The following is a 4,185-nucleotide window of genomic DNA, read 5'->3' on the forward strand; positions in this document are numbered from 1 at the left end:
ATCTGGCCCTGGGTGCGCTCGGCTACCCAACGGTTAATCGCCTGCACCGTCTGGCGGGATCCCAGCTCCACCCGATTGGCCACTGCTTGGTAATAGGTGGCCAGGGCTTGCAAAAAGGAGGGGCGCAAGGTGAGGGTTGTATCGACCCAAAGGCCGTTGGCCATTTGCAGCTGGATCGGTCCTTCTGCTTGGGATCGCTCCACCAGCCAGCGCACCATCTGGGCATTGGTCCAGTTCAACTCATTGAGGGAGAGTTCCTGGGCCTCCAGCACCTTAGCCATCGCCGCTTGGGTCTCTCCAGCAGCGCCGTTGTACAGCATGCTCAGGGCCAGACGAAGGCTCAAGGGGGAGAAAAAGAGGTTCTCTTGCGGTTGCTGCTGGAGTAGGTAATCGAATAGCTTTAGCGCAAAGCGACTTTGGGCTTGCTGGGCCACCGCCTCCTCTCCATAGCCTTCCCCATCGGTCACGGTCGGCTCAAACGGGATCCGCACCGGGGTTTCCCCGTGGGTGGGCCGGAGACCCAAAAGCAATAGGCCCAGCAGAGCCAGCAGCGGGATCCGGCTCACCGAGGACATGCTCAAAAGGTCTTTCATCGGGGCTCTCCTGGCCGGGTGGGGAACGAGTCTATGGCTATGGTATCGGGTTGGGGGTGGATGGCCCCTGCCCAGGCCGGCCATTGCGGCTGCGCTTGAGGTGAGATCGACAGGCCAAAGCCCGCAGGGGATCCCGGCCAAACTCTAGAGAGCAGGGTAGGATTAAGCCTGCACAGCTCAGCAGGAGAAAGGGATGAGTTGGTGGGTAAGAGAGCGCCAGGTTGTCACAGCAAGCGGGATTGCCTTGGGCCTGGCTCTGCTGCTGGGATGCGCCGCTGGAGGAGAAGCCCAGGGGACGGCAGCCGTTGCCAACGCAACTCCGGCCAAAGGACAGCCCCAGCACCTGCCGGTGGAAGCGGAAGTAACCATTGCTGGCAAGCGCTTTGAGCTGGAAGTGGCCCGCACCCCTGAGCAGCAGCGCTTAGGCCTAATGTTTCGCACCGATTTGCCTCTTGATCGCGGCATGTGGTTTCCCTTCGACCCGCCCCAGCCAGCTGCCTTCTGGATGTTCAACACGCCGCTTAACTTGGACATTATCTTTCTCTATCGGGGCCGGGTCGTCTCCATCGCCGCCGATGTGCCCGGCTGCCCTGCCCAACCCTGCCCTGTTTATGGGCCACCCCCTGACCAGTTGGTAGATGGCGTGCTGGAGTTCCGCGGCGGGACGGCGGCGGCCCTGGGTTTGCAAGTGGGAGATGTTGTGGAGATCCGCCAGCTTCCGCCCCCAACTCCTTGATTTCTCTCTTTGGGAGAAGGGCCGGGGGTGAGGGAAAACAAGCTTGCAGAAGAAGCTGGGATCCCAAAGGCAGCCGTTTGCCCTCTTCCTCGCGGTCTAGGATGATTTTCTCAGGGATCTTTGGGATGATTTTTGAGGGTCGCCAACTGTGGGAGGTTGATGCCAAGAGGCGACGGCGAGCTCAGGATGGTTTAAACCCTATGGATGTTAGCAGCGTAACTCAGTGGCTGGAGGTTGGAACTATTGCCTTGGCTTCCGTCCTTTGGGCGGAGATCGTGCGGGATGTGCGCCATTGGCTGGCCCACCAGTGGCCCTGGCTGCTGCCCAAGCACACCCTGCACCACCGCCTGTTCCGCCCCGATCTCAGCGTGGTAGACCCCAAGTTATACCGAGAATCCCAGTGGCACCACGATGTCCCCGAGGCAGCAACGATGGTTCTAGCCGGGATCCCTTGGGTGGTGCTCTTGGGACAGGGATCCCTCTTCTACGGCCTGGCAGCGGCAGTGGGGGTACTCTACTCGGCCAGTTTTCTGGTTGCCGGCGCGCTGCGGGGCTGGGGGCTGGCTCTGCAGACGGATATCACCCACCAGCCGGGGCCTTTCCCCGCCCCTCCTGCGCAGTGGTATGTGAACCGCGCCTACCACTGGCGGCACCACTTCGACGATACCAACGCCTACTTTTGCGGCACCCTAACCTTGGTGGATCGGATCATGGGCACCAGTCTCTCTTTCAAGGGCAAACGCGTGGCCGTCACCGGCGCCTCTGGCACCCTGGGCCGGGCCCTCTTGCAGCACTTTCACCGCCACGGAGCCAAAGTCATTGCCCTTAGCTCCCATGCGGATTCGGTTGCCATTGAAGTGGACGGCCAGCTCCAGCCGGTGGAGACCGTTCGCTGGCAGGTGGGGCAGGAGGGATCCCTGGCCGAACTCCTGGAGCGGGTCGATATCTTGGTCATCAACCACGGCCTCAACGTGCATGGGGAGCGGGATCCCGAGTCTGTCCGCCAGTCCTACGCCGTCAACACCTTCTCGGCATGGCGCCTGATGGAGCTGTTCTTTCAGACGGTGCGCAACAATCCGGAAGTGGCCACCAAAGAGGTTTGGGTAAACACCTCAGAAGCCGAGGTCAGCCCTGCCTTTAGCCCCCTCTACGAGCTCTCCAAGCGGGCCCTAGGGGATCTGGTTACCCTGCGCCGCCTGGACGCTCCCTGTGTGGTGCGCAAGCTCATCCTCGGCCCCTTCAAGAGCCAGCTCAATCCCATTGGAGTGATGTCAGGCGATTGGGTGGCCGCCCAGATCCTGGCCCAGGCCAAACGCGACTGCCGCAACATCATTGTCACCATCAACCCCCTCACCTACCTGCTTTTCCCGCTGAAAGAGTTGGCCGTCAGCACCTATTTCCGCTTGTTCAGCCGCCGCTCTTCTCGCCCAGTTCTTCTTGATCCCGTCGCCGGGATCCCTTTGATTTAGGGGAGTCGACCAATCCTGCCCGGCTCTATGGCATCAGGCGCAAAACTGGGGTAAGACAAGAGCAGGTTCTTTGGCCGCAGGAGAGGGGATCCCTTGCGCCAATGTGAACCTTGCGGGGAGCGAAAGGGCCCTTTGTTTGGAGGAATTCAACAGCTCGCTCTCCGAGTGAATGTTGGGTGTGAGGAGTAGGAGTGAGCGTCAACATGGTGCGACAGTGGGTAAGCGCAGTTCTCTGCGCAGTGGGTGGGTCTTTAGTGACGGGCCTTTTGGCGGGTTGTGCCATCCCCATAGCCTCTGCAGAGGTGGCGGAAGTGCAGGTGCGCTTGGTGCATGTGGCCCCCGATGCCCCTCGGATTGACTTGGAAGTGGGAGGGGTAAGGGCTGCCCAGGGTGTAGCCTATGGCGCAGTGAGCGAATACGTGCGCATGCCGGCGGGCGAGTACGACATTGTTTTGTTTTCAACACCTGAGAACCCTGGCCAGCCCTCGGGTTCTAAGGACTCCGTTGCGCGAACGGTTGTGGCCAGGACTGTGGCCAACCTCAGGGGCGGGGGAGTGTTCTCAGTGGTGGCCGCCGACGAGCCCAATCGCGTGACGGCCTTGGTACTGGAAGACAATATCAACCCTCTATTTGATCAAGCCCTGGTGCGGTTTGTCCACGCTGCCCCTGATGCGCCGGCCCTGCAATGGCAAGGGGAGCAAGGCCGGGTGCTGTTGCCCCAGTTGGCCTTTGGGCAAGTATCCACCTTTCAAGCCATGCGCCCCGGCTTTACCCAAATCCAGGTGGCTACAGCCCCTTCTGCTTCAGGTGGGCAGATATCTCCCAGCCGGAGCATTCCCTTGCAACGGTTTGACCTCCAGTTAGAGGCAGGTAAAGTCTACACCCTCTACGTAGCCGGCCTGCTGCGCAGCAATCCGGGCTTGAATATGGTGCTGGCAGAGGAAACTCGAGCTCGTAGGCTCCTATAGCAAGGCTGCCTGCGGCTTGATCCTCTCTATACTGTGAGACTAGCCGCTCGTCTCTGGCTTTGGGGGCACAGCCTGTGGATGCCTTATTTCAAGTGGTGGTGCTTAGCCAAACTCCAGATCCCGAACGGGTGATCTGGCAGGCGATGCACCAAGATTACAGCCCCGATTTTGTTACCCCAGAGGGCCGGATCCCGGAAAAGTATGGAGAGGCCGTGGTGCGGCATCTGCTGGAGGGCAATCGTGGCCACTATGGGCCTCTTGAGCACCCTCAGATCACGTTTGGGGTAGGCTATTTTCCCCATGCTGTCATGCAACAGGCCCGTACTCATCGAGTGGGAGTTTCTTTCGACGTTCAATCTTTTCGATATACAGGCCGGCAAATTGCCGATTTGGGCAAAAGACTCTTGTCTGCGCCCCCG

The 4,185-nt window shown here is 60.4% G+C and carries 5 protein-coding genes; 4 read left to right on the forward strand and 1 reads right to left on the reverse strand.

The features are described from left to right. The coding region (locus tag NW841_RS07835; RefSeq protein WP_414386020.1) for a serpin family protein at positions 1-593 on the reverse strand (593 nt) is incomplete at its 3' end. A 193-nt stretch (positions 594-786) separates the two neighbouring features. Between NW841_RS07835 and NW841_RS07840 the strand changes: the two genes are divergently transcribed. From NW841_RS07840 to NW841_RS07855, 4 genes are all read left to right on the forward strand, one after another. Continuing rightward, the gene (locus tag NW841_RS07840) at positions 787-1,329 is read left to right on the forward strand and encodes a DUF192 domain-containing protein (protein WP_414371468.1); all 543 of its coding nucleotides are present in this window, start codon (positions 787-789) and stop codon (positions 1,327-1,329) included. A 200-nt stretch (positions 1,330-1,529) separates the two neighbouring features. After that, on the forward strand, positions 1,530-2,798 hold the full coding sequence (locus NW841_RS07845) for a bifunctional sterol desaturase/short chain dehydrogenase (RefSeq protein ID WP_414371466.1): 1,269 nt from the start codon (positions 1,530-1,532) through the stop codon (positions 2,796-2,798). Between the two features lie 191 nt (positions 2,799-2,989). After that, entirely contained in the window at positions 2,990-3,766 is a 777-nt protein-coding gene (locus NW841_RS07850) for a DUF4397 domain-containing protein (protein WP_414365944.1), read from the forward strand. 74 nt (positions 3,767-3,840) lie between these two features. Then, a partial coding sequence (locus NW841_RS07855; protein ID WP_414365943.1) for an FAD-dependent thymidylate synthase occupies positions 3,841-4,185 on the forward strand: 345 nt, incomplete at its 3' end.

Source organism: Synechococcus sp. H60.3 (genome assembly GCF_047462295.1).
Taxonomy (GTDB): domain Bacteria; phylum Cyanobacteriota; class Cyanobacteriia; order Thermostichales; family Thermostichaceae; genus Thermostichus.

Excerpts from the sequence above, each read along its gene's own strand:
- NW841_RS07840 (WP_414371468.1), top strand. The coding sequence starts at position 787 with ATGAGTTGGTGGGTAAGAGAGCGCCAGGTTGTCACAGCAAGCGGGATT.
- NW841_RS07845 (WP_414371466.1), top strand. The coding sequence starts at position 1,530 with ATGGATGTTAGCAGCGTAACTCAGTGGCTGGAGGTTGGAACTATTGCC.